At 46.6% G+C, this 23459-nt stretch carries 23 protein-coding genes and 1 tRNA gene; 19 read left to right on the top strand and 5 right to left on the bottom strand.

Annotation, left to right across the window (positions count from 1 at the left end; translation table 11 throughout):
• The first annotated feature begins 36 nt into the window (after positions 1 to 36).
• From ilvA to queF, 3 genes are read left to right on the top strand one after another with little or no spacing between them, the layout of a single operon-like run.
• The gene (ilvA, locus tag ICE93_RS03000) at positions 37 to 1557 is read left to right on the top strand and encodes a threonine ammonia-lyase, biosynthetic (protein WP_216185482.1); all 1521 of its coding nucleotides are present in this window, start codon (positions 37 to 39) and stop codon (positions 1555 to 1557) included.
• 27 nt (positions 1558 to 1584) lie between these two features.
• Positions 1585 to 2496, top strand: coding sequence for a 5'-nucleotidase (locus ICE93_RS02995; protein WP_216185480.1), 912 nt, complete (start codon positions 1585 to 1587; stop codon positions 2494 to 2496).
• A 23-nt stretch (positions 2497 to 2519) separates the two neighbouring features.
• On the top strand, positions 2520 to 3347 hold the full coding sequence (queF, locus tag ICE93_RS02990; protein ID WP_216185478.1) for an NADPH-dependent 7-cyano-7-deazaguanine reductase QueF: 828 nt from the start codon (positions 2520 to 2522) through the stop codon (positions 3345 to 3347).
• A gap of 77 nt (positions 3348 to 3424) precedes the next feature.
• On the opposite strand, the gene ssb is transcribed toward queF, so the two are convergent.
• On the bottom strand, positions 3425 to 3880 hold the full coding sequence (gene ssb / locus ICE93_RS02985) for a single-stranded DNA-binding protein (protein WP_068319607.1): 456 nt from the start codon (positions 3878 to 3880) through the stop codon (positions 3425 to 3427).
• 81 nt (positions 3881 to 3961) lie between these two features.
• Positions 3962 to 5146: an MFS transporter gene (locus tag ICE93_RS02980; RefSeq protein ID WP_216185476.1), complete on the bottom strand. Its 1185-nt coding sequence runs from the start codon at positions 5144 to 5146 to the stop codon at positions 3962 to 3964.
• 37 nt (positions 5147 to 5183) lie between these two features.
• On the opposite strand from ICE93_RS02980, the gene uvrA reads away from it, so the two are divergent.
• The gene (uvrA, locus tag ICE93_RS02975; RefSeq protein ID WP_216185474.1) at positions 5184 to 8075 is read left to right on the top strand and encodes an excinuclease ABC subunit UvrA; all 2892 of its coding nucleotides are present in this window, start codon (positions 5184 to 5186) and stop codon (positions 8073 to 8075) included.
• Positions 8076 to 8089: 14 nt separating this feature from the next.
• Here uvrA and ICE93_RS02970 read toward each other — a convergent pair whose 3' ends face one another.
• Positions 8090 to 10072, bottom strand: a complete 1983-nt coding sequence (locus ICE93_RS02970; protein ID WP_216185472.1) for a monovalent cation:proton antiporter family protein — start codon at positions 10070 to 10072, stop codon at positions 8090 to 8092.
• Between the two features lie 11 nt (positions 10073 to 10083).
• Between ICE93_RS02970 and ICE93_RS02965 the strand changes: the two genes are divergently transcribed.
• The 9 genes from ICE93_RS02965 (at position 10084) to rapZ (ending at position 16540) form a co-directional block, all read left to right on the top strand.
• Entirely contained in the window at positions 10084 to 11076 is a 993-nt protein-coding gene (locus ICE93_RS02965) for an SIS domain-containing protein (RefSeq protein ID WP_216185470.1), read from the top strand.
• Between the two features lie 23 nt (positions 11077 to 11099).
• Positions 11100 to 11672, top strand: coding sequence for an HAD family hydrolase (locus tag ICE93_RS02960; RefSeq protein ID WP_216185468.1), 573 nt, complete (start codon positions 11100 to 11102; stop codon positions 11670 to 11672).
• Positions 11673 to 11675: 3 nt separating this feature from the next.
• A complete protein-coding gene (gene lptC, locus ICE93_RS02955; RefSeq protein WP_216185466.1) occupies positions 11676 to 12317 on the top strand; it encodes an LPS export ABC transporter periplasmic protein LptC in 642 nt (213 codons plus the stop codon).
• Positions 12317 to 12886, top strand: coding sequence for a lipopolysaccharide transport periplasmic protein LptA (gene lptA, locus ICE93_RS02950; RefSeq protein WP_216185464.1), 570 nt, complete (start codon positions 12317 to 12319; stop codon positions 12884 to 12886). The genes lptC and lptA overlap by 1 nt, the downstream gene beginning before the upstream one ends.
• Positions 12883 to 13650: an LPS export ABC transporter ATP-binding protein gene (gene lptB, locus ICE93_RS02945; RefSeq protein WP_216185462.1), complete on the top strand. Its 768-nt coding sequence runs from the start codon at positions 12883 to 12885 to the stop codon at positions 13648 to 13650. Before lptA ends, lptB begins: the two co-directional genes overlap by 4 nt.
• Before the next feature lie 194 nt (positions 13651 to 13844).
• Positions 13845 to 14168, top strand: coding sequence for a ribosome hibernation-promoting factor, HPF/YfiA family (gene hpf, locus ICE93_RS02940; RefSeq protein WP_216185460.1), 324 nt, complete (start codon positions 13845 to 13847; stop codon positions 14166 to 14168).
• 33 nt (positions 14169 to 14201) lie between these two features.
• A complete protein-coding gene (locus ICE93_RS02935) occupies positions 14202 to 14663 on the top strand; it encodes a PTS sugar transporter subunit IIA (protein WP_216185458.1) in 462 nt (153 codons plus the stop codon).
• Positions 14660 to 15646 carry an HPr(Ser) kinase/phosphatase gene (gene hprK, locus ICE93_RS02930; RefSeq protein WP_216185456.1) on the top strand — a complete coding sequence of 329 codons (987 nt, stop codon included), beginning with the start codon at positions 14660 to 14662 and terminating at the stop codon, positions 15644 to 15646. Before ICE93_RS02935 ends, hprK begins: the two co-directional genes overlap by 4 nt.
• Before the next feature lie 3 nt (positions 15647 to 15649).
• On the top strand, positions 15650 to 16540 hold the full coding sequence (gene rapZ, locus ICE93_RS02925) for an RNase adapter RapZ (protein WP_216185454.1): 891 nt from the start codon (positions 15650 to 15652) through the stop codon (positions 16538 to 16540).
• Here the strand turns inward: rapZ and mutY are convergent.
• Positions 16485 to 17630 carry an A/G-specific adenine glycosylase gene (gene mutY, locus ICE93_RS02920; RefSeq protein ID WP_216185452.1) on the bottom strand — a complete coding sequence of 382 codons (1146 nt, stop codon included), beginning with the start codon at positions 17628 to 17630 and terminating at the stop codon, positions 16485 to 16487. The genes rapZ and mutY overlap by 56 nt on opposite strands.
• The gene (gene mutM, locus ICE93_RS02915) at positions 17615 to 18451 is read right to left on the bottom strand and encodes a bifunctional DNA-formamidopyrimidine glycosylase/DNA-(apurinic or apyrimidinic site) lyase (RefSeq protein ID WP_216185450.1); all 837 of its coding nucleotides are present in this window, start codon (positions 18449 to 18451) and stop codon (positions 17615 to 17617) included. The genes mutY and mutM overlap by 16 nt, the downstream gene beginning before the upstream one ends.
• A gap of 35 nt (positions 18452 to 18486) precedes the next feature.
• Between mutM and ICE93_RS02910 the strand changes: the two genes are divergently transcribed.
• From ICE93_RS02910 to pth, 6 genes are all read left to right on the top strand, one after another.
• Positions 18487 to 19974 carry a lipoprotein insertase outer membrane protein LolB gene (locus ICE93_RS02910; RefSeq protein ID WP_216185448.1) on the top strand — a complete coding sequence of 496 codons (1488 nt, stop codon included), beginning with the start codon at positions 18487 to 18489 and terminating at the stop codon, positions 19972 to 19974.
• An 11-nt stretch (positions 19975 to 19985) separates the two neighbouring features.
• Complete coding sequence (ispE, locus tag ICE93_RS02905) at positions 19986 to 20864, top strand: 4-(cytidine 5'-diphospho)-2-C-methyl-D-erythritol kinase (RefSeq protein ID WP_216861296.1); 879 nt, start codon at positions 19986 to 19988, stop codon at positions 20862 to 20864.
• A 5-nt stretch (positions 20865 to 20869) separates the two neighbouring features.
• Positions 20870 to 20946: transfer RNA gene (locus tag ICE93_RS02900), tRNA-Gln, on the top strand.
• A gap of 54 nt (positions 20947 to 21000) precedes the next feature.
• Complete coding sequence (locus tag ICE93_RS02895; RefSeq protein WP_216861295.1) at positions 21001 to 21966, top strand: ribose-phosphate pyrophosphokinase; 966 nt, start codon at positions 21001 to 21003, stop codon at positions 21964 to 21966.
• Between the two features lie 136 nt (positions 21967 to 22102).
• Positions 22103 to 22747 (top strand): 50S ribosomal protein L25/general stress protein Ctc, encoded by a 645-nt coding sequence (locus tag ICE93_RS02890; RefSeq protein WP_216185446.1) that lies wholly within the window; start codon positions 22103 to 22105, stop codon positions 22745 to 22747.
• 111 nt (positions 22748 to 22858) lie between these two features.
• Positions 22859 to 23449: an aminoacyl-tRNA hydrolase gene (gene pth, locus ICE93_RS02885; protein ID WP_216185444.1), complete on the top strand. Its 591-nt coding sequence runs from the start codon at positions 22859 to 22861 to the stop codon at positions 23447 to 23449.
• Positions 23450 to 23459 lie beyond the last annotated feature (10 nt).

The raw sequence follows: 23459 nt of genomic DNA, 5'->3' as shown, positions 1-23459 counted from the left end.
TAAGGGCTTAGGAACCATCCGTGGTACGCTCATCGGATGGCAACGAACTATTTAAAGAAAATTTTATCGGCTCGCGTATATGACGTAGCCAGAGAAACCGAGCTTCAGCCCGCCCCCGAGCTGACAAAGCGTTTGGGCAACCAGGTTCTCCTTAAAAGAGAGGATAACCAGCCGGTTTTCTCCTTCAAACTGCGTGGCGCCTATAACAAAATGGCTCATTTGCCCCCGGAAGCCCTAAAACGCGGGGTTATTGCTGCCTCCGCAGGCAATCATGCCCAAGGTGTTGCCCTATCGGCAGCCAAAATGAAGTGCAAGGCCGTCATCGTCATGCCGGAAACCACTCCTAGCGTCAAGATTGATGCGGTTAAGGCTCGAGGCGGATCTTGGGTCGAAATCATCCTTCATGGCGAGTCCTATAGTGATGCCTTCAAGCATTCTGAAGTTTTGGGTAAAAAACGGGGCCTCACTTTTGTTCATCCTTTTGACGATCCGGATGTCATTGCAGGCCAGGGAACTATCGCCCACGAAATTTTTACCCAATATGAAAAACCAATCGATGCAGTATTTGTAGCCATTGGTGGTGGTGGCCTGATTGCAGGCATTGGCGAATACATCAAAGCAGTTAGCCCAAAAACCAAAGTAATTGGCGTTCAAGCCTCAGACTCAGATGCTATGAATCAATCGCTCAAAGCGAATAAGCGCATTGAGATGAAAGATGTCGGCCTATTCTCGGATGGTACTGCTGTGAAACTCGTCGGCAAAGAAACATTTCGCATTTGCAAAAAAGTAGTTGATGAAATTATCACTGTCGATACAGACGAAATCTGTGCAGCAATTAATGATGTTTTCACCGACACTCGCAGCATTCTTGAGCCTGCTGGTGCGCTTGCTATTGCTGGCATGAAGAAGTACGTTGAGAAAAAACGTATCAAGAAGAAAACCCTAGTGGCTGTTGCTTGCGGGGCGAATATGAACTTTAGCCGCCTGCGCTTTGTAGCCGAACGCGCAGACGTTGGCGAGTTCCGCGAAGCCGTATTTGCAGTGACCATTCCCGAGGAGCGTGGCTCCTTCAAACGCTTCTGCGAATTGCTTGGCAAACGCAATGTAACTGAATTTAACTATCGTATTGGCGATCAAAGTAAAGCGCATATTTTTGTAGGCATCAGCACACAAAAATCAGGGGATAGCGAAGCAATTGCAAAGCATTTCCGCAAAGCAAAGTTTGCAACGATTGACCTCACTCATGATGAATTAGCAAAGTCACATTTACGCCACATGGTGGGCGGACATTCTGCGCTTGCTAAAGATGAATTGCTCTATCGCTTTGAATTTCCGGAGCGTCCAGGCGCTTTGATGAAGTTCCTCACCAGCATGGCACCAAACTGGAATATCAGCTTGTTCCATTATCGCAATCATGGCGCTGACTATGGACGCATTTTGGTTGGCCTTCAGGTCCCCAAGAATGAGCAGAAGAAATTCCAAAGCTTTTTGGCTGGTCTAGGCTATCCACATTGGGATGAGAGCAATAACCCCGCATATCGCCTATTCCTTAAATAAGAGCAGCACGCGAGACGACTACCAGCAATGTCATACACACTCACCGGAAAACTCGTCGTCGCGATCTCGTCACGCGCCCTATTCGATTTCGAAGAAGAAAACCGCATCTTCGAGTCAACCGATGACAGCGCGTATATGAAATTACAGCTTGAGCGTTTGGGTGAAGCAGCTCAAAAGGGGGTCGCCTTTCCGCTAGTTAAGAAGCTACTCGCCTTTAATGAAGAGGGTGAGCAGCGAGTTGAAGTGGTAATTCTTTCTCGGAACGATCCGGTAAGTGGCCTACGCGTTTTCCGCTCTGCAGAGCATCACGGCCTACATCTTGAGCGTGGCGTTTTTACTAGAGGTCGCCCACCATACCACTACCTTCGCTCACTGCATGCCAATCTCTTTTTATCTGCAAATGAAGATGATGTACGCGCAACGATTGATGCTGGATTTCCTGCGGCGCGCGTCTTTCCGGAATCCAGCAAAACAGCAGAGTCTCACCCGAATGAAATCCGCATTGCCTTTGACGGTGATGCGGTACTCTTTTCCGATGAAGCAGAACAAGTGTTTCAGAAAAAAGGGCTTGAGGCCTTTGTTGATCATGAGAGCAAAAAGGTCGATATTCCCTTACCTCCAGGCCCATTCAAACCCTTGCTTGAAGCGCTCCACAGACTACAGCGCTCCACCAGCGAAAATGGCATGCGTATTCGTACTGCACTAGTGACAGCGCGTTCAGCACCTGCACACGAGCGCGCCATTCGTACCCTAATGGCATGGGGTATTGATGTTGACGAAGCAATGTTCTTAGGCGGCCTCTCGAAGAGTGAGTTCTTAAGAGAATTTGAGCCGGACTTCTTCTTTGACGATCAAACTGGTCACTGCCAATCTGCTGCATCTGTTGCCCCAACAGGGCATGTTGTATCAGGCGTATCAAATAAACCCAAAGCCAAGTAATAGAAAAATAAACGACGTTATTTATGGCAACACTTCCCCTCGGACAATCTACACAATATCCAGATCAATATGATCCAAGCTTACTATTTCCCATTCCAAGAATAGAAAATCGCAAGAAAATTGGCATTAAAGAGAATCAAGCGTTGCCGTTTGTTGGTATTGATATTTGGAATGCCTTCGAACTGAGCTGGCTCAACAAAAAAGGAAAGCCACAAATTGCATTGGCGGAATTTCAAATTCCGGCTGACTCACCCAACATGATTGAGTCCAAATCCTTCAAGTTGTATCTCAACAGTCTTAATAGCGCACGCTTTGAAGATGAAAGTGAAGTTAAAGAAAGATTGATTGCCGACCTATCAGAGGTTGCTGGCAGCAAAATTACTACACGCATCAACTCTTCGGACGCAATCTCCAAAAAAGGGATGCAAGAAATGGGCGGCATCTTGATAGATCGCCTAGATATTGAGGTTGACCCAAACCTTCCCGCAGATCCATACTTGCTGGGCGTGAATGAATCCTTTGGGCCAATTGAGCAATGCCTTGTTTCCCATTTGCTCAAATCTAATTGTCCCGTGACAGGTCAACCAGATTGGGCAAGCGTACAAATCCGCTATCAAGGCAGGCCAATTCTGGAAGAAGGTTTATTACGCTATCTCATTGGCTTTAGACAATTAGGTGAGTTTCATGAGCATTGCGTAGAAACCATCTTTACGGATATCAAGCGTCAATGCAAACCAGAGAAGCTTTCTGTGTATGCACGTTACACACGACGTGGTGGCTTGGATATCAACCCTTTCCGTACCGACTACAACTCTCCGTGGCCTGAAAATATTCGTCACGCAAGACAGTAGTTAAATAAAAACCCCTTGCAGGAAATCCTAAAAGGGGTTTTTGCTATTACGGCATTCAGCGCATTAGTTGATTTTGCTTAAAACGGAATATCGTCGTCCATTGCGCCCAGTGAGGCAGCATTTGAAGCTGCTGGAGCAGACTGCTCAGCCGGCTTTGAGCGGCTGTAGCTTTCGCCACCATCACCACTGCCGCCAACTGGCTTACCACCAAGCATTTGCATAGTTTCTGCAACGATCTCTGTGGAATACTTTTCTTGGCCGCTAGCGTCAGTCCATTTGCGAGTACGCAAACGACCTTCAACATAAACCTGTGAACCCTTTTTGAGGTACTGACCAGCTATTTCTGCAAGCTTGCCGAAGAATGCAACACGGTGCCATTCTGTGGTTTCTTTCATTTCGCCAGTTTGTTTGTCTTTGTAGCGGTCAGATGTTGCTACTGAAATGTTTGTAACAGCGTCGCCGCTTGGCATATAACGCGTTTCTGGATCGCGTCCTACGTTACCTACGATGATGACCTTATTTACCGAAGCCATGTTGTCTCCCGAAGAAAAATACTACTGTTATTGCTGCTAAAAAATAAACTGCTCGCTTTAATTTAATCTATGAAGCTGCGGTTATGTCTTTGTGGCTACATCCTTTGATTCTGTTGCTCTCGTTGGCATTTCACCCATCGACCAAGCAATTATAAGCCAGCAAACCAAGAGCGCCGCACCCATTGCAAAGACCGATAAATCACCATGGCTATCCATTAAATAACCTCCAATTGCAGCCCCAGAGAACAAGCCAATCGATTGCGTAGTGTTGTAAACACCTAGGGCAGTGCCCTTAGATTCTTTTGCAAAACGTGACACTAAGGATGGCTGCAAAGCCTCCAGCAAATTAAAGCCGACAAAATAAATCAACAGCGCAATCGCTATAGACATGACTGAATTAGCTTGAGTGAATACTGTTTCAGCAATCAACAACAAAACAATAGCCACTAACAATACCGTTCTTAATTTCTGCTTCTTCTCGCCATAAATAATTGCAGGGGCCATGAAGACAAATGACAACAATACAACTGGAAGATAAATTTCCCAATGGGAAGAGAGCGGTAAACCAGCTTGCACCAAAAGTCTTGGTACCACCAAGAACATAGCCACTTGAGTTGCATGCAATACAAATACGCCGAGATTCAAACGCATCAACTCTGGACGAAAGAAAACTTCTTTTAAAGACGCTTGTTGAACTTTTGCTTCTGGCTTACTTGTCGGCAAGATGAAGTAAGTAACAAACATCGCAATGACACCCAAAACCGCCAGAACAATAAAAATTCCGCTCAGACTAATCGCGCGATAAATCGGGGCGGCGATCACTAAAGAAAGAGCAAATGAGAGGGCAATACTGCCGCCAACCAAGGCCATGGCTCGAGTTCGAACTTGTTCGCGGGTTAAATCAGCCACCCAGGCTGAAATAGCTGCTGAAACTGCGCCTGCCCCCATAATTCCCCGGCCAATAGCAATCCACAACAAATCATCTTTAGCGGCACAAATCAGGGCGCCAGCTACAAATAAGGAGAGCCCCCATAAAACGACTGGTTTACGCCCAATTCGGTCCGATAAACGCCCCAAAGGGATATAAAAACAGGCCTGAACAATATTGAATATCCCGAGTGCCAAACCCACCCAAAGGGCATGCTCGCCACCAGGCAAGCCTCGCGCATGAATGCTGAAGATGGGCAAGAGCAGAAATAAGCCCAACATACGGAGGCCAAAGATGCCTGCTAAGGCCAGAGTGGAGCGAAGTTCAGAAGGATTCATGGGAAAGAGCTATATTAACAAGTTACGCTAAAAAATCATGAATAACGAAATCAAGATCCGCGGTGCCCGCACCCATAACCTCAAAAACATCAATCTAGACATCCCTAGAGAGAAATTAGTCGTCCTCACTGGTTTATCCGGCTCAGGCAAAAGCTCATTGGCTTTCGACACTCTCTATGCGGAAGGCCAGCGCCGATACGTTGAGTCTCTCTCGGCTTACGCACGTCAGTTTTTACAACTCATGGAAAAACCAGACGTTGACACGATTGAAGGGTTATCACCAGCGATTTCGATTGAGCAAAAAGCAACTAGCCACAATCCGCGCTCTACCGTTGGTACCGTTACTGAAATTCATGATTACTTGCGTTTATTATTTGCACGTGCAGGAACGCCGCATTGCCCAGATCATGATCTTCCATTAGAAGCGCAAAGCGTTTCGCAAATGGTCGATACCGTGTTATCGATGCCAGAAGATACAAAGTTGATGATTCTGGCTCCCGTTGTAAGCGAACGTAAAGGCGAATTCGTTGACCTCTTCCAAGACTTACAGGCACAAGGCTTTGTTCGCTTTCGGGTGCGTTCTGGCGGCGGTACAGCCAATGCTGCTAAGGCGGAGATCTTTGAAGTTGATCAACTACCAACACTAAAGAAAAACGATAAGCACTCGATTGAAGTAGTTGTAGATCGCATTAAAGTTCGACCAGATATTCAGCAACGTTTAGCAGAATCTTTTGAAACTGCTTTACGCCTCGCTGATGGTAAAGCCATGATTGTTGATATGGATACCGGCAAAGAGATGATTTTCTCTAGCAAGTTTGCTTGCCCAGTGTGCTCATACTCTTTACAAGAATTAGAGCCTCGCCTCTTCTCTTTTAATAATCCAATGGGCGCCTGCCCATCGTGTGACGGCCTTGGCCACCAGTCCTTCTTTGATCCAAAACGAATCGTTGCTCATCCAGATCTATCGCTGGCATCAGGAGCGATTAAAGGCTGGGATCGTCGTAATCAGTTCTATTTCAAGTTGCTACAGACCTTAGCTAAGCATGGTGGCTTTGATGTAGAAAAACCATTTGAGACACTCAATAAGAAACAGCAGGACCTTATTCTATTAGGCTCTGGCGATGTCACTATTCCTTTTGAATACATCAACGAGCGTGGCAAAAATAGTATTCGCGAGCATGCTTTCGAGGGTATTGTTGCCAACTTTGAAAGACGCTATCGCGAAACTGACTCAATGACAGTGCGTGAAGAATTATCACGCTATCAAAACGTACAAATATGCCCAGAATGCAATGGCAGCCGCTTACGCAAGGAAGCTCGCTTTGTCAAAGTGGGTGAGAAAAAACAATCGCGCGCTATCTATGAAATCAGTGCCCTACCTCTTAAAGAGGCAAAAGAATATTTTGAAGCGCTTGAGCTCAAAGGTGCTAAACGAGAAATTGCCGACAAGATCGTTAAAGAAATTAGCGCACGTCTACGCTTTTTAAATGACGTAGGCCTTGATTACCTTTCTCTCGAGCGTAGTGCAGATACTCTTTCAGGTGGTGAAGCGCAGCGTATCCGCCTAGCAAGCCAGATTGGCTCTGGCTTAACGGGCGTCATGTACGTCTTAGATGAACCATCGATTGGCCTGCATCAACGTGATAATGACCGTCTAATTGGTACCCTCAAACACTTGCGTGATTTAGGCAATAGCGTCTTAGTGGTTGAACATGATGAAGATATGATTCGTGCATCTGACTGGGTGATTGATATTGGTCCTGGAGCAGGCGTTCATGGTGGAGAAATTGTTGCTCAAGGCACTCCGGCAGAAGTAGAAGCAAATACAAATTCCTTAACTGGCGCATACCTCTCTGGTCGCGAAGCTATCGCAGTTCCAGAAAATCGCATCCCAGTGAATGATCGTTTTTTAGAAATCATTGGTGCACGCGGCAATAATTTGCAATCAGTGCATGCCAAGATTCCAGTTGGCTTATTGACTTGCGTTACTGGCGTATCGGGCTCCGGTAAATCAACCCTAATTAATGACACCCTGCATCATGCTGTAGCCCAGCACTTATATGGCTCCAATGCGGAGCCAGCAGCACACGATGCAATTAAAGGTTTAGAGCATTTTGATAAAGTCATTAGCGTTGACCAGTCACCGATTGGCAGAACACCACGCTCCAACCCAGCTACTTATACGGGGCTCTTTACTCCAATCAGAGAACTCTTTGCAGGTGTTCCCGCTTCACGTGAACGTGGCTATGAGGCAGGCCGTTTCTCCTTTAACGTTAAAGGTGGTCGCTGCGATTCTTGTGAAGGCGATGGCGTTCTCAAAGTAGAAATGCATTTCTTGCCGGATGTCTATGTTCCTTGCGATGTGTGTCACGGTAAACGCTACAACCGCGAAACTTTAGACATTCGTTACAAGGGTAAGAATATTCATGAAGTGTTATCGATGACTATCGAACAAGCACATGAATTCTTCGAAGCCGTACCCGTTGTTAAACGCAAACTTAAGACCCTATTAGATGTTGGCTTAGGCTATGTTCAGCTTGGACAAAGCGCAACCACCTTATCCGGCGGTGAAGCGCAACGCGTAAAACTTTCTCTGGAGCTTTCCAAGCGCGATACCGGTAGAACTTTATATATATTGGATGAACCGACTACTGGCTTGCATTTCCATGACATCCAGTTGTTATTGACAGTCATTCAAACACTCAAGAAACAGGGCAACACAATTGTCATCATTGAGCACAATCTCGATGTCATTAAGACGGCGGATTGGATTATCGATTTAGGCCCTATGGGTGGTGCTGGTGGCGGGCAGATTATTGCTACTGGGACACCAGAAGATGTAGCTAAGAATGAATTGAGCTTTACAGGCCACTACTTAGCCCCTTTGCTAACTCGCAAAGCGCCAGTGCCGAGCAAAAAGAAAAAATAAGGTGCTATCCGATCTCAGAGTAATTTAGCTTCAGCTAAATCCGTTGCTTCTGAATTGCCTGAGATCACCAAAATATCATTGGCCTCGAGCGTAAGGTCAGGGGTGGGATCCAACTTCACGTAATCGGCATTACGAGCCTTACGACGGACAGCCTGGACATTCACGCCATCTACCTCTAGATCAAGCTCGCCCAAAGTTTTACCAATTGCTTGTGAATTCGGTAAAAGCGTTATCGCATGCAAGCGCCAAGATTCATTCGAACCAAAATCATCATCTGCCGAACCTCGGAAGTAACCCCTCAATAGGCTATAGCGCTCTTCACGCGCTGTGGTGATACGTCGCACTACCTTGCGCATTGGCACGCCCATAATCAATAAGACATGGGAGGCGATCATCAAACTACCTTCAATCAGTTCAGGCACTACTTCTGTGGCGCCAGCTGCTTGCAGCTTGGCAATATCCGCATCATCTCGAGTACGTACCAGCACAGTCATACCTGGCCGTAAGTGTTCAACCTGACGAAGAACGCGCATACTTGCGGCAGTATCAGCATAGGTAATCACTACCGCTTTGGCTCTGGAGAGGCCAGCAGCAACTAAATAATTTTCACGACTTGCATCGCCATAAACCACATTGTCACCAGCAGCTGCAGCTTCTTTGACGCGATCTGGATCTAAATCTAAGGCAATGTACGGAATTTTTTCTTGATCAAGCATGCGTGCCAAACTCTGACCCGAACGACCAAAACCACAAATAACGACATGGTTTTCATTACGCACACTCTTAGCAGCAACACGTGTCAATGCAAGAGATTGCAATAGCCATTCATTACTAGAGAAGCGCATTGCAATGCGATCGCTATATTCAATTAGGAATGGTGCGCAGAACATCGAGATCAACATAGCTGCTAATACCGCTTGACTCAAAGTGGGATCAATCAAATCCAAACCATCAATTTGATTGAGCAACACAAAGCCGAATTCACCGGCCTGAGCCAGGCATAAACCGGTTCTAATGGAAATGCCCGGGCTTGAGCCAAAGACTCTAGACAACAGAGCGATAAGGCCAAACTTAAAGACAAGTGGCCCGATTAACAAAACTAGAACAAGCATCCACTGCTCACGAATGACATTGAAATCCAACAACATGCCAATCGTAATAAAGAAGAGTCCCAGCAAGACATCGCGGAATGGTTTGACGTCTTCTTCCACCTGATGACGATAAGGTGTTTCAGAAATCAACATGCCCGCCAAGAAGGCTCCGAGTGCTAGAGATAAACCAAAATGTTCTGTTAACCCCGCCATGCCGAGCACAATCAATAAGAGGTTCAGCATGAACAACTCTTGTGAGCGCAACTTCGCAACCAACCTAAACCAGCGACTCATCAGTGTTTGGCCTATGAAAAAAATCAAGACCAAAGCAATCGTAATTTTGATAGAAGCTGTTGTTAGCGCAACAAACAAGTCCGAAGGATTTTTTCCGAGAGATGGCAATAAGATCAAAAGGAATACAACTGCCAAATCCTGGAATAGCAAAATACCCACAACGTTGCGACCATGTTCAGTTTCTAATTCGGCACGATCCGAAATCAATTTAGTCACAATTGCTGTAGATGACATTGCCAACGCGCCACCTAAAGCAATAGCAGCATGCCATGAGATGGGGTAAATCCAATTCATTAATAAGCTTGCGGGGATTGCTAGCAGCATTGTCAGAATGACTTGACTGCCGCCCAGGCCAAATACGATAGATCGCATTGCCCTCAGCTTGTGGAGGTTAAATTCCAGCCCGATCGAGAACATCAAGAAAACGACGCCAAATTCCGCTAAATACTTAACGGTGGCTGAGTCATTAGCCAAACCCAAGGCATGGGGACCAATCAGCACTCCAATGGCCAAATAGCCCAAAATAGGGGGCAAGCCAAAATAGCGGAAAATAACTACTCCGGCCACACCCGAGGCCAGGAGAATGAGGGTTAATTGAAGGACTGACGGCATATACTTACCCGATGATAGCTAAGACTCGTGAACGTACCCTAAAGCTTGCGCGCGACACCCTCAGTATTGAGGCTGCTGCACTGCAAACAATGCGAGATCGCCTTGAAGGCGTCAATGCTGACGCCCTTGTGCTGGCGGTTGAACTCTTACATGCCTGCAAAGGCCGAATCGTGGTGTCCGGAATAGGAAAATCTGGCCATATTGCTCGCAAAATTGCCGCAACCTTTGCATCTACCGGCTCTCCTGCCTTTTTTGTTCACCCCGCTGAGGCCAGCCATGGTGATCTCGGGATGGTTACTAGAGACGATGTTTTTGTTGCACTATCGAATTCTGGTGAAACAGATGAACTTCTGACAATCGTACCTATTGTGAAGCGCACGGGCGCCAAACTCATTGCACTAACTGGCGCACCAAATTCTTCTCTTGCCAATTTGGCGGATGCCCATCTGGATACCAGTGTTGAAAAAGAAGCTTGTCCATTAAATCTTGCGCCCACCACCAGTACTACTGCAGCATTAGCAATGGGTGACGCATTGGCTGTTGCATTACTTGATGCCAGAGGATTTAAAGCTGAAGACTTTATTCGATCTCATCCTGGTGGCAGACTAGGTCGCAAACAACTCATGCACGTCAGTGAAGTGATGCGCAGTTTTGCAGATACCCCAAAGATCTCGGTCGATGCATCACTGCAAGATGCCTTATTAGAGATGACATCAAAACGCATGGGTATGGTAGTGATTCTAGATGCCAACCAAAAAGTGTTTGGCATATTGACCGATGGCGACTTACGTCGCCTTCTAGAAAAAACTACCAACCTAGATGGCATCAAACTCGAGAGCGCAACTACCGCCGATCCTCGCACCATCCCAGAAGTACTGCTGGCCGAAGAAGCGATTGAGATGATGGAGAAGCATCGCATCAATCATCTAGTGGTTACTGATGACAAAGGCCATTTATTAGGCGCCTTAAATCTACATGATTTATTTGCAGCCAAAGTTATTTAACCTCCTTAGCAATCGATCCATTCATGCCCAGCGCCTTTAGTACTCATAACACCAACCCGTTAGCCCAATATCCCCAAGCCTGGGAGCGTGCAGGCAAGGTAAAACTCTTAGTTCTAGACGTAGATGGCGTCCTAACGAATGGTCAAGTGTGGATTGGTGCCGATGGTAAAGAATCTTTAAAAGCCTTTGATATTCAAGATGGCTTGGGCATCAAATTATTAGAGCAATGTGGCATTCCTACCGCAATCATCACTGGCAGAAATTCCAAAATGGTTTTGGCCCGCTGTGAAGAGCTCGGAATTAAATATGTCCACATGGGCGTTGAAAACAAAGCTATTGCATTGGCAGAGGTCCTCAAATCCTTAGGACTCACTTCAGCAGATTGTGCTGTTATGGGCGACGACTGGCCAGACATGCAAATGATGAAGGGGGCAGCATTGCGAATTTGTCCAGCGCAAGGCCATGAAGCCGTAAAAGAATTTGCTCACTTAGTTACTACCCGTAACGGCGGCAATAGCGCCGTGCGTGAAGTGTGTGATCTCATTCTCAAAGCGCAGAATCGCTACGAAGAATTACTAGCCAAGGCTCGTAGCTAAGCAATGCAGTTGAATCCCCAACAAATTAAGCTTGGTATTGGTCGTACGCTGTTGCGTCTAATGCCGTTAATTTTGATGGGCGCCCTTACGCTAGCCACTTTTTGGTTAGTACAAAAAAATACTCCGCCGGAAAAATCTCCTCTAGAGCGAGTACGACTGCATGAGCCTGATTACACCATTAAAGATGGCGCGCTATCTGCGCTAAATGAATTGGGAAACACTAAATATCGAATTCTGGGGGTAAAGGTAACCCACTATGATGATGACGCATCCATCGATATTCTGACGCCCCGCATGCGTTTGTTTCAAGCCGATAAGGCGCCGGTAACAGTCAAATCCGACACCGGGCATCTCGATGGTGATCTCACCATTTTGGATTTATACGATAACGCTAGTATTTTCCGACCCGCTCAAGATGCTACTGCAACGCAGCCAGCCACCTTAAGAATGTTAGCCAGCTCTAGTTATTTCAAAGTTTTAATTAATGATGACATTATTGAAACTAATCGACCCATTATCCTGGAGCAGGGAATGTCGATCATGCACTCCACAGATGGTGGAGTATTCAATAATGTTGAACAAAGTATGGTACTCAGTGGTCAAGTTAAGGGGCGCATTGAACGCGCTCCACGGAGAAATCCATAATGCGCATGATTCATTGCCGGCACACTCGCATCCTTATTGGCTGCCTTGCATTAGGACTCACTGTAGCGAGTCTAGCGCGCGCTGAAAAAGCAGATCAAGACAAGCCTGTCATTTTGGAAGCAGAAAAAGTTTCCGTAAACGACGTTAAACAAATTTATGACCTCAACGGCCAAGTTCTCCTCATTAAAGGCAGTATTATTGTTACCGGTGAAGATGGGCACATTACAGTTGACCCTCAAGGCTATGAATTTGTTGATGTCATTGGCAATCCCAATGAGGTAGCCAGTTTCAGGCAACGTCGCGAAGGGCCTGCAGATGAATTTATGCAAGGGCGTGGCGCCCAGGTTACCTATGATGCCAAAACAGAGTTTCTAACAATCACTGGTGACGCCAGCCTGAAACGCTTGCTCAATATGCAAATGCTCGATCAATTGAAGGGCTGGAAAATTGAGTACGATGATGTAAAGCAGTACTATCGTGTCATCCCTCCAAAGGATGCAAAGCCAGAAGACCTACCACTAGCAAGAGCCATCCTTTCACCAAGACGAAAAGCAACATTAGAGAAATGACAGCGGATTTAACTCAAGCCAATAATGCGCCCACACTCAGCGCCCATAACCTACAAAAACGTTATGGCTCAAGAACTGTGGTTCGAGACGTATCCGTTCAAGTGCGTTGCGGAGAGGTTGTAGGTTTGTTGGGCCCTAATGGAGCAGGTAAAACAACATCCTTCTACATGATTGTTGGTCTCGTTCCCCTAGATGGCGGGAATATTGTTCTTGATGGTGCAGATATTACACACCTACCAATTCACGAGAGAGCCCGCATGGGGCTTTCTTATTTACCGCAAGAAGCCTCTGTATTCCGAAAACTCAACGTAGCTGAAAACATCCAAGCTGTACTTGAGCTCCAAGTTCAGGGAGGCAAACCCCTCAGCAAAGGTGAGATTGCCAATCGCCTAGATGAGCTCTTGGGCGAACTTCAGATTAGCCACCTACGCAATAATCCAGCCCTTTCCCTTTCGGGCGGCGAGCGTAGGCGCGTTGAGATTGCAAGAGCTCTTGCTTCCCAGCCTAAATTTATTTTGTTAGATGAACCATTTGCCGGTGTTGACCCTATTGCCGTTGGGGAAATTCAGCGAATCGTTCGCTTCTTGCGAGACCGTCAAATTGGGGTTCTGATCACCGATCACAATGTCCGTGAAACCCTAGGCATCTGCGACCACGCTTACATCATCAGCGAAGGTAGCGTGCTAGCCGAAGGGAAACCAGATCAGATTATTCAAAACGATGCTGTTAGAAGAGTCTACCTAGGCGAAAACTTCCGGATGTAAGCCCAGTAAGGCTTCCGACCTTTTTAGCAATAAAAATCGCTTCACCCTCTTGGTTTTCAGCAAATTCGCTGATACGCTGGAGGTTCATGGTTTATTTTTCCAAAAAAAACAGCTCAAAAAATTTCAGGGGCCTGCTGCGCACCCCAGGCATCAGTATGCGCACGCATCAATAGTATCTATACAAGGAGTTGCTAATGAATTTAAAAATTAATAGCCGTCATGTAGAAGTTACACCCGCAATGCGCTCACACCTTGAGGCAGGGCTAGCCAAAATTCGTAAGCACTTTGACCATGTGATTGATGCGTCCGCCTTCCTGATAGTAGATAAGGCCAAGGAAAAGGATCTTCGCCAAAGCGCTGAGATCACTATTCACCTTAAGGGGAAGGACTTGTTCGCTGAAGCACATAACGCCGACCTCTACCATGCGATGGATGCGGTGGTAGATAAACTGGAGCGTCAAGTCGTTAAACACAAAGAAAAGGTCCAAGATCATCACCACGAAAAGCATTTTGAGTGATCTCTTTTGTCAGGACACCTATAATCAATTCACATGAATGCCCTGACCCATCTTTTCACTCCCGACTGCATTGCATTGGACGTACCTGCCAAAAGTAGGGTCGATGCATTTGCAGCCGCTGGAGAGCTATTTGCCAAACAAACTGGGATTGATAAAAATTCTGTAGTTGAGTTCCTTAATGCACGCGAAGATTTAGGCTCTACCGCTCTTGGTGCTGGGGTGGCTATTCCACACGGCCGAGTTAAAGGCTTGAAACAGCCAAGCGCTGGCTTTATGAGACTCCAAGACCCTATTGAGTTTGCGGCCCCCGACGGCGAACCAGTCTCAATTCTGATTTTCTTACTGGTGCCTGAAAAGGCGACGCAACAGCATTTAGAAATCCTATCTTCAATTGCTCAACTGCTATCAGACGCAGATGCACGCCAAACTTTGCTTTCCTCTACAGACCCCTCAAAAGTTTGCGACCTCCTACAACGCTGGGGTAAAGCAAAATGACTCAGCCATTACTCCTGGATGGAGTAACTGCTCAGCAGATTTTTGATGACAATGTTTCAGAGTTAAAACTTTCTTGGATTGGTGGTCTCGAGGGTGCTGATCGCACTTTTCCACCTGAGGCTGTAAAAGCAGCTGCCGCCAGCTCCGACTTAGTGGGGCACTTAAACCTTATCCACCCAAGCCGTATACAAATTTTCGGCGAGCAAGAGGTTGACTATCACGCCGCTCTAGAGCCAAAACAAAAACAAGAACAAATTGCGAGCCTGATTTCTAAAACGCCGCCTTGCGTCATCGTAGCCGACGGCAAGAGCGCAGACCCTGATTTACAACTTTTCTGCCAACGTTCTTCAACGCCTTTATTCACTACTGCAATTTCTGCTGCAGAGGTAATTGATCATTTACGAATCTACCTAACCAAAATTGGTGCACCTCAAATCACAATGCACGGTGTCTTTATGGATATCTTGGGTCTGGGCGTCCTACTCACCGGTGAATCCGGTCTTGGCAAGAGCGAATTAGGTCTTGAGTTGATCTCAAGGGGTCATGGCCTGGTTGCGGATGATGCGGTTGATTTTGCGCGTCTTGGACCAGACTACATTGAGGGTCGCTGTCCTGTTATCTTGCGTAACTTACTTGAGGTTCGTGGATTAGGTTTATTGGATATCCGGACAATCTTCGGTGAAACAGCTGTTCGTCGCAAATTAAAACTTCGCTTGATCGTGCAACTTGTACGTAGAACTGATGGTGCATTTGAGCGTTTACCGCTTGAAGCCCAGCACGTTGATGTCTTGGGTATTCCAATTCGTACGGTCAAAATTCAGGTTGCTGCAGGTCGCAACTTAGCCGTTCTGGTTGAGGCAGCGGTCCGTAATACGATTTTGCAATTGCGTGGCATTGATACGCTCAAGGAATTCATTGAGCGCCAACGTCTGCAGATGAATGCAGAGGCTGACTCCATTAAGTCACAGGGTCGCTTACTTTAAGTTATGCAAATTAATCTGATTACCGGAATCTCAGGCTCAGGTAAATCAGTAGCCCTGAGGGCTTTTGAAGATGCCGGCTATGACTGCGTTGATAACCTTCCCGTTTCTCTTTTAGAAAATCTCATCTCCACTCTAGAAAATGAGCAGTGCGAGCGAGTTGCGGTTGCCATAGATGCTCGTCGAGGACAATCTATTGCCGACTTACCATCTATTCTTGAGAACTTACGCAAAAATCATCAGGTCCGAGTTGTATTCTTAAATGCCGATACCAATACTTTGGTGCAACGCTTTTCAGAAACACGTCGTCGCCACCCTTTATCTACCAATGCTAAGCAATCTCAATCAGCAACGCTCATTGAGGCTATTGATAATGAACGTAGCCTACTAGAGCCCTTACGCGCTCAAGCACACAGCATTGACACCAGTAACATTCCCGCCCATGCGCTGCGATCTTGGATTCAAGATCTTCTCAAAGACAAGCCTGTTGGCTTAACTGTGGTGTTTGAATCGTTTGGCTTTAAAAAGGGCGTACCTAGCGAGGCAGATCTCGTTTTTGATGTGCGCTGCCTACCCAACCCTCACTACGACAAAGTCCTAAGACCGCTTACTGGCAATGACAAACCCGTTAAAGAGTTTTTAGCAAAAATTTCAGAGGTAGTGAACATGGAGGCGGACATTACGCAGTTCATTCATCGCTGGCTACCGCATTACATTGCCGATGGGCGCAGTTATCTAACGGTAGCTATTGGCTGTACTGGTGGTCAACACCGGTCGGTTTATTTGGTCAATCGCTTAAGTGAATACTTTCGCAGCCAAAAAGACTTCAGCAACTTACAGCTTAATTTTTTAGAGCGTCACCGCGAACTAGACTCAATCCCTGTAGCAAAGTCTTGATCGGTTGGGGTAAGCCATAGCGCCCCAACTGATTTAGGGGAACCCACCTTAGACCTGGATTTGAAAATGCCAACTCTTTTGAGCAGTTTGCTTGCCATATATGCATCCAAAGACGTCTATGAGTAAATACATGCTTAATTTCATTTGTCTTATGGAAGGGCTTACAAGCCTTTGCAAGGACTAAAGTCTTTTCTTGAGGCATTGCAGCTTGAAATAATTCCTGCGAGCTTAAATCGGCATCTTTAGAGCCTGGCACCCTAGGCTTCCAGACTGATTCAGGCAAAGACCAGAGGCCGCCCCAAATCGCTTTACTAGGACGCTTTTGCAGCAGGACAGAATTACCCGAACGGATCAACAATATATTGCAGTCGAATTCAGGAGATTTCATTTTCTTGGTTTTTTGCGGCAGCAGAAGCACTTGATCACTCAAGTTAGCCTGGCAGTCTTTTGTGAAAGGACACTTTTTTTCAGAGCCCAAACAAACTGGTTTACGTGCCGTGCACCAGGTTGCACCGAAGTCCATCAAGGCTTGTGTATATACCGGCATATCAACAGATTTTTTTGGCAGCAAATCTGTTGCCATATTCCAAAGTTGTTCATTCACTGCCTTGTCCTGAATGCTGCCCTCAACCGCGAATAAACGCGCCAAGATGCGCTTAACATTAGCATCCAAAATAGGTGCACGCTCATGAAATGCAAAGGCAGCGACCGCGCCCGCAGTGGAGCGACCGATACCTTTTAATTGCTCAAGTAAGGCGGGGTCACTTGGAAAATTACCCCCGAACTCTGTCATGACTTGCTTTGCACATAAGTGCAAATTTCTAGCGCGAGAGTAGTAACCCAAGCCAGCCCATTCGGCTAGTACTTCATCAATATCAGCAGCGGCTAATTTTTTTACTGTCGGAAATCGTTTCATAAAGCGTGGATAGCGCTCAAGGACCGTCGCAACCTGAGTTTGCTGCAGCATAATTTCTGATACCCATACCGCGTACGGATCCCGATTGCCTTGCCACGGCAAGCCAGAGCGCCCGCTGACGCCATGCCAAGCAATTAACTTTGACGCAAAGGTGTTAATCAGCGCTTTTGACATTGCGGACAAAAGTAGGTGGAGCGCTGACCCTGCACTATCTGGTTAATGGGTGTTTTGCATACCTTGCATGGCAAGCCCTTGCGATCATAGACCTTGGTTTGAACCATGAAATGTCCTGGGTCGCCATCGCTATTCACAAAATCTTTTAGTGAGCTACCGCCAGCATCAATCGCTTTTTTCAGTATCAATCTGACAGCCTTTGCAAGACGCGAACATTGTGGTCGAGTTAATTTACCAGCCGCTTTAGCCGGATGAATACCCGCCTCAAATAAGCTTTCGGAACAATAAATATTACCGACACCGACAACTGCTTCGCCTGCCAAAAGAAATTGTTTAACTGCAACACTACGCTTGCGCGAACATTGATACAAAATCTCCGCGCCCAATTCTCCCGAAAACTCTGGAGAGAATGGCTCCACCCCAAGCTTTTGCAAAAGCGTAAATTTTTCAATAGGGCCCTTAGATTTGGGGTGCCATAAAACAGCGCCAAATTTTCTAGGGTCATGCAAACGCAAGCTTAACTTACCAAATTCCAGCGTTACTCGATCATGGGTCTTCAAAGAATCTGAACTTGGCAACACTCGCAAGGTTCCCGTCATCCCCAAATGAATGAGTAAATAACCCGTATCCATTTCCAACAGGAGATACTTGCCGCGACGCTTTATGGTGCTTACCTTTTGTCCAGGCAAGGATTTACTCAGACTGGCGGGGACGGGCCAACGCAAGCGCCCATCAATGATTTTGACGGCGGTAACTTTGCGTCCCTCAAGGTGGGGCGCAATTCCTAATCGTGTGACCTCTACTTCTGGAAGTTCTGGCATAAATGGATTGTAGATTCGCGGATTAGAATGTGCTTATGAGTAAATTCGCACTGAAACCTCTAATACAGGCTTTATTCCTGGCGACCGTAGCTGGTGTAGTCATTTCACACGCCCAAGCGCAGCCACGGGCAAATGGATTACAAACTGGTGAAGCCATCTTTGAGGTGCTTGCCTCTGAAATCGCTCTCCAGCGTGGTGAGGCTGGCTTGGCCTACAACACCTACCTAGAGATGGCACGCCAATACAAAGATCCTAGGCTAGCCCAAAGAGCGATGGAAATAGCGATTGCGGGTGGCTCGCCAGACCTAGCTATGCAAGCCGCCAAGACTTGGGATGAACTATCTCCAGCCTCAGATTCAAAGCCGAAAGAAGTCTTAGTGACTCTTCTGATTTTGAGCAATCGTTGGTCTGATGCAGTTAAGCCAGCCATTGCCTTACTACGACAACAAACTCCGGCGAAACAAGAAAACACTCTTTTGCAATTACAAGCACTGCTTGCTAAAGCAAAAGATGAATCAGATGCACTACGTGCGTTTTATGAAATCGCGTCAACAGTCAAAATTGCTTCCAAAGATCCTGGCTTGCTCTACACCTATGCGATGTCTGCGGAAAAAGTCGGTCGCATCGATGTCATGGAAAAAACCTTGCGCGATATTTTGCGCAAATACCCAAATGATGTGAATTCTTTAAATGCTCTCGGCTACTCCCTGGCTGATCGCAACGTACAACTACCAGAAGCGTTAACATTAATTAGCAAGGCACACCAACTATCACCAAAAGACAGTTTCATTTTGGATAGCTTGGGTTGGGTGAATTTTCGCTTAGGAAAAAACGCTCTTGCCTTAGAGCAACTGCAACAAGCATTTGCTATGAAACCAGAAGCAGATATCGCTGCCCATGTTGGAGAGGTTTTGTGGGTTATGAATCGTCAGAGCGAAGCAGAAGAGATCTGGCGACAAGGTCAAAAATTGGATGCTAACAACCCAACACTCAAGGAAACACTCAAGCGCTTTAAACCTGACTGGACTAGAGATGATCAAACAGCCAAAGGTTCTTGGGATGGTCGTTTCGCAGTCAAAGTTATTGGCTTAACTGAAACACAAAACCAAGGTGGCTCAGGCGGATTTACCTTAACGCAAGATTCGTTAAAAGATGTTCTAGAGATCCGCAATCCTATGGGTGGGTCAATTGCAAAAATTACCATCACACCAGGTGAAGCTACTCTGGAGAGCGATGGCAAGGTAGTGGCAGCGGTAGACGCTGACACCCTAGTACAAAACACCTTAGGACTCCCTCTGCCAGCAAGGGGTCTATCTAACTGGTTAAGAGGTGAAGTTCGCGCTGGTAGTGAAGCAAGCGTTGATAGAAATGCCAAGGGCCAGGTAAACAAAATTAGTCAAGATGGCTGGGATCTACTTTATACGTGGAGCAATAGCGGTCGCCTAGAGAAGCTCACTATGACACGCAGCTCGAATATTGGTTCCATTGATATTCGCCTTGTATTTGACAGACCGAATGATTAAGTAAGAAGAATATGGTGAGCCTAGATTCTTTATCCCTTCGCTCGCCAGCTAAGCTCAATCTTTTTTTGCACATTGTTGGACGCAGAGATGATGGCTATCACCTACTTCAATCTGTCTTTCAACTTATTGACTGGTGTGACACGCTCCACTTAAAACGCATTCCTGAAAAGGAAGTGCGCCGAGTAAACCCCATCCCCGGAGTTACACCTGAACAAGATTTAGTAGTACGCGCTGCAAACTTGTTGAAAGATTTTTGCAAGCTTGAGGCTGGGGTTGAAATTGATCTACAAAAAGAAATTCCGATGGGCGCAGGAATGGGTGGCGGATCCTCTGATGCAGCAAGCACATTGATTGGTCTCAACGCGCTCTGGAATCTCAATCTACCCAATGAAACTCTTTGTAATTTGGGTTTAAAGCTAGGGGCTGATGTCCCATTCTTTATTTTTGGCAAAAATGCCTTTGTTGAAGGTATTGGGGAGAAAATTCAGGAAATTTCCCTTGAAACCCCTCTTTTTTTGGTCATCTTCCCCAACCAGGGAATTGCTACCGCTAGTATTTTTCAGGACCCAGAATTGACCCGAGATCACGCTCAGATTACAATTGATGGCTTTCTTGCATCGCCATTGTTGTTTCAATCAAATGATTGTCAGGCTGTAGCGATGCGGATTTGCCCAGAAGTGAAGCAAGCTTTGGATTGGATTAACCAGGCGGTACCGGGCTCTCAGCCCCGTATGTCTGGATCTGGAAGTAGCGTTTTTGCAGTCTTAGACCCTAAGACTGACACCGCAAAACTAGAAAATCTGCTTCAAAATCTTCCTAAAGGGTGGGTAGGTCGGGTTGTTCGGGGGCTAAATAAAAATCCCGCTTACAATTTGATTTCTTCAGATTGACCTGTAGGGGAATCGCCAAGCTGGTTAAGGCACTGGATTTTGATTCCAGCATGCGAAGGTTCGAATCCTTCTTCCCCTGCCAAAGACTGTAGAAACAACAAAGAAAACCTTTTGACCCCACAAAACCCTTAAGACTATGTCCTCCATAAGCGCAGATTTATTGACTCTTTTCACAGGCAACGCAAATCCCGTTTTGGCCGAGGCTGTAGCAAAAGAACTCAATCTCCCGATGGGTAAAGCCTTTGTTGGCCGCTTCTCAGATGGCGAGATTCAGGTAGAAATTCAAGAAAACGTTCGCGGGAAAAATGTCGTAGTGATCCAATCAACCTGTGCGCCTACAAATGACAGCTTGATGGAGCTCATGATCATGATTGATGCCCTGAAACGAGCCTCCGCAAGCCGCATAACCGCAGTGATTCCTTACTTCGGCTATGCCCGTCAGGACCGCCGCCCCCGCTCTGCCCGAGTCGCGATCTCCGCACGTATCGTAGCCAACATGCTCCAGTCTGTTGCTGGCATTGAGCGCGTTTTGACAATGGACTTGCATGCCGACCAGATTCAAGGCTTTTTTGATATCCCAGTAGATAACATCTACGCCTCTCCAGTGCTATTGGCAGACCTACAGGCCCAAAAGACCCAAAAAGACCTCATCATTGTGTCTCCAGACATTGGCGGCGTAGTTCGTGCCCGTGCGATGGCTAAGCAATTAGGCACTGATTTGGCGATTATTGATAAACGTCGCCCTAAAGCCAACGTATCCGAAGTGATGCACCTTATCGGCGAAGTAGAAGGTCGCCACTGCGTAATCATGGACGACATAATTGATACCGGCGGAACCCTCTGTAAAGCCGCTGAGGCCCTCAAAGAGCGCGGCGCTAAGGGCGTAACCGCCTACTGTACTCACGCCGTGCTCTCAGGCGGTGCTGTGGCCCGTATTGCAGCTTCTGAGCTAGATGAATTGGTTGTTACTGACACCATTCCCCTGACTCCAGAGGCTATGAAAGTAGCAAAAATTCGCCAATTAAGCGTCGCTCCAATCCTCGCTGAAACCCTTTCCCGCATTAGTAAGGGTGATTCAGTGATGTCGATGTTTGTTGAATAAGCCAAAAATCACCGTTTTACCCCGGTTTTTGGCAGTTTTAAGCCTTTTGTAGGCAAAAACGTCCTTTCCCACGATATAATCGAAGGCTTTTCTGTTTGGTCGCGAACGGAAATTAACCTTAACTAGGGAATTTAATATGAAAGTTGTAGCCTTTGAAAGAAGCGTACAGGGAACGGGTGCGAGCCGCCGTCTGCGCAATTCCGGAAAAACTCCGGGAATCGTTTACGGTAGTAAAGATCCAGCCTTAGTCATTGAGTTGGACCACAACGCGTTGTTCCATGCTCTCCGTAAAGAAGCATTCCACTCATCTATTTTGGATTTGGAAATTGGTGGCAAGACACAGAAAGTATTGTTGCGCGATTACCAAATGCATCCATTTAAGCCATTGGTATTGCACATTGACTTCCAGCGCGTATCCGCGACTGAGAAAGTTCATATGCGCGTTCCATTGCACTTCACAAATGCTGACACTTCAGCTGCCGTGAAATTGCAAGGGGCAGTTATCAGTCACGTTGCTACTGAGTTAGAAGTATCTTGCTTACCAGCAGACTTGCCAGAGTTCATCGAGGTGGACTTGGCTAAGATTGAAGTTGGTCATGGCATTCATGCCAAAGACATCGCATTGCCAAAAGGTGTTACCTTGGTATTGCATGTTGAGCAAGAGAACCCAGTGCTTGCTAACGCACGTATCCCAGCAGTTAAAGCCGCTGAGCCTACCGATGCGCCTGCTGCACCTGCCGCTGCAGCTCCTGCTACTGAAGCACCAAAGGATAAAGCTTAATTCATTAGCTAGATCACTTGCACTAGAAGGCCTGCGCAAGCGGGCCTTTTTTATTGCCCCAAGTTTTCATTCTTTTTTGGCGAAATACTTTTATATCTTTAAACTCTCAACATGACTAAATTAATTGTTGGCTTAGGCAACCCTGGAGATGAGCATGAAGAAGATCGGCATAACGCTGGCTTCTGGTTTGTCGACGCCTTAGCAAAACAATTGGGCGTTCGTTTTGAATCAGAGAAACGCTTGCATGGAAAAGTAGCAAGAGCAAAATGGGAAGGTGAAGACCTATTTCTACTAAAGCCGAGCACTTACATGAATCTGAGTGGTCAATCCGTTGGCGCGCTATGTCGCTTTCACAAAATTACCCCTGAAGACATTTTGGTGGTGCAAGATGAGTTGGATCTCAAACCAGGTACTGCACGCCTAAAACTAGGCGGGGGCACAGGTGGTCACAACGGCTTAAAAGATATTCAGGCGCATTTAAGTACTCCGAATTATTGGCGTTTACGCCTGGGCATTGGTCACCCTAGAGATGTGGCAGGCGATGGCCGCGCCATGGATGTTGCAGATTACGTATTGCGTAGACCGCAATTAGCCGAACAGAAACTCATCGATGCCAGCATTGAAAATGGCTTACAAATTTTGTCGCTCTTTTTGAAGGGCGACACCCAAACCGCCATGATGGAGCTGCACTCGAAGGGCTAACCACCCATAA

Source organism: Polynucleobacter sp. MWH-HuK1, assembly GCF_018881815.1.
Classification (GTDB): Bacteria; Pseudomonadota; Gammaproteobacteria; order Burkholderiales; family Burkholderiaceae; genus Polynucleobacter.
Note: the sequence above shows the minus strand (reverse complement) of the source record. Positions and strands in the feature narration are given on the sequence as shown.

What these genes read in the sequence shown, in the direction of transcription:
- queF (WP_216185478.1), top strand. Translation starts at nt 2,520, where the DNA reads ATGGCAACACTTCCCCTCGGACAATCTACACAATATCCAGATCAATAT.
- lptC (WP_216185466.1), top strand. Translation starts at nt 11,676, where the DNA reads ATGCAGTTGAATCCCCAACAAATTAAGCTTGGTATTGGTCGTACGCTG.
- lptB (WP_216185462.1), top strand. Translation starts at nt 12,883, where the DNA reads ATGACAGCGGATTTAACTCAAGCCAATAATGCGCCCACACTCAGCGCC.
- lptA (WP_216185464.1), top strand. Translation starts at nt 12,317, where the DNA reads ATGCGCATGATTCATTGCCGGCACACTCGCATCCTTATTGGCTGCCTT.
- ICE93_RS02910 (WP_216185448.1), top strand. Translation starts at nt 18,487, where the DNA reads ATGAGTAAATTCGCACTGAAACCTCTAATACAGGCTTTATTCCTGGCG.
- mutM (WP_216185450.1), bottom strand. Translation starts at nt 18,451, where the DNA reads ATGCCAGAACTTCCAGAAGTAGAGGTCACACGATTAGGAATTGCGCCC.
- rapZ (WP_216185454.1), top strand. Translation starts at nt 15,650, where the DNA reads ATGCAAATTAATCTGATTACCGGAATCTCAGGCTCAGGTAAATCAGTA.
- ICE93_RS02895 (WP_216861295.1), top strand. Translation starts at nt 21,001, where the DNA reads ATGTCCTCCATAAGCGCAGATTTATTGACTCTTTTCACAGGCAACGCA.
- mutY (WP_216185452.1), bottom strand. Translation starts at nt 17,630, where the DNA reads ATGTCAAAAGCGCTGATTAACACCTTTGCGTCAAAGTTAATTGCTTGG.
- hprK (WP_216185456.1), top strand. Translation starts at nt 14,660, where the DNA reads ATGACTCAGCCATTACTCCTGGATGGAGTAACTGCTCAGCAGATTTTT.
- ICE93_RS02935 (WP_216185458.1), top strand. Translation starts at nt 14,202, where the DNA reads ATGAATGCCCTGACCCATCTTTTCACTCCCGACTGCATTGCATTGGAC.
- ssb (WP_068319607.1), bottom strand. Translation starts at nt 3,880, where the DNA reads ATGGCTTCGGTAAATAAGGTCATCATCGTAGGTAACGTAGGACGCGAT.
- ilvA (WP_216185482.1), top strand. Translation starts at nt 37, where the DNA reads ATGGCAACGAACTATTTAAAGAAAATTTTATCGGCTCGCGTATATGAC.
- ICE93_RS02980 (WP_216185476.1), bottom strand. Translation starts at nt 5,146, where the DNA reads ATGAATCCTTCTGAACTTCGCTCCACTCTGGCCTTAGCAGGCATCTTT.
- uvrA (WP_216185474.1), top strand. Translation starts at nt 5,184, where the DNA reads ATGAATAACGAAATCAAGATCCGCGGTGCCCGCACCCATAACCTCAAA.
- ICE93_RS02890 (WP_216185446.1), top strand. Translation starts at nt 22,103, where the DNA reads ATGAAAGTTGTAGCCTTTGAAAGAAGCGTACAGGGAACGGGTGCGAGC.
- ICE93_RS02995 (WP_216185480.1), top strand. Translation starts at nt 1,585, where the DNA reads ATGTCATACACACTCACCGGAAAACTCGTCGTCGCGATCTCGTCACGC.
- ispE (WP_216861296.1), top strand. Translation starts at nt 19,986, where the DNA reads ATGGTGAGCCTAGATTCTTTATCCCTTCGCTCGCCAGCTAAGCTCAAT.
- pth (WP_216185444.1), top strand. Translation starts at nt 22,859, where the DNA reads ATGACTAAATTAATTGTTGGCTTAGGCAACCCTGGAGATGAGCATGAA.
- ICE93_RS02960 (WP_216185468.1), top strand. Translation starts at nt 11,100, where the DNA reads ATGCCCAGCGCCTTTAGTACTCATAACACCAACCCGTTAGCCCAATAT.
- hpf (WP_216185460.1), top strand. Translation starts at nt 13,845, where the DNA reads ATGAATTTAAAAATTAATAGCCGTCATGTAGAAGTTACACCCGCAATG.
- ICE93_RS02965 (WP_216185470.1), top strand. Translation starts at nt 10,084, where the DNA reads ATGATAGCTAAGACTCGTGAACGTACCCTAAAGCTTGCGCGCGACACC.
- ICE93_RS02970 (WP_216185472.1), bottom strand. Translation starts at nt 10,072, where the DNA reads ATGCCGTCAGTCCTTCAATTAACCCTCATTCTCCTGGCCTCGGGTGTG.